General features: G+C 58.5%; 1 protein-coding gene. It reads right to left on the bottom strand.

What is annotated here, in order from left to right:
• The coding region (locus tag SCA31_RS22760; protein ID WP_410699317.1) for a hypothetical protein at positions 1–272 on the bottom strand (272 nt) is incomplete at its 3' end.
• Between the last annotated feature and the right edge of the window lie 65 nt (positions 273–337).

Raw genomic sequence — 337 nt, 5'->3', positions numbered from 1 at the left:
CATGATTGCATTCCCGCGGTGGCACTTTTGAGGACTCCCGCGGCGAGGGATCGGACCGGTTCGGGAAGATTAACCGAGGACTCAAAACTGCCGACGGCGGCCGTGGCCAGGCGGCTCTGGAAATCGGAATCGCTACCTAGTGAACCCGCCAGACGGACAAAACCGTCCTCTTTGACGATGTTCTCGTCCACCCAAGCCGCAGGAACTGCGACGGCGGTGAGCAGCAAGGCGACCACCACTCCCAACGCTGAGACAAAAGTTCGCAAAGCCATCCTTTGAGTCGGGGGTCAAGGAACCATCCTAGGACTGTCCACAGGATAGGAAAAATGTCTCAGCC

Origin of the sequence: Chryseobacterium sp. SIMBA_028, assembly GCF_046535285.1 — a bacterium.
Lineage (GTDB): Bacteria > Bacteroidota > Bacteroidia > Flavobacteriales > Weeksellaceae > Chryseobacterium.
The sequence above is the reverse complement of the archived record's forward strand: the minus strand, read 5'-3'. Positions and strand labels throughout refer to the sequence as shown.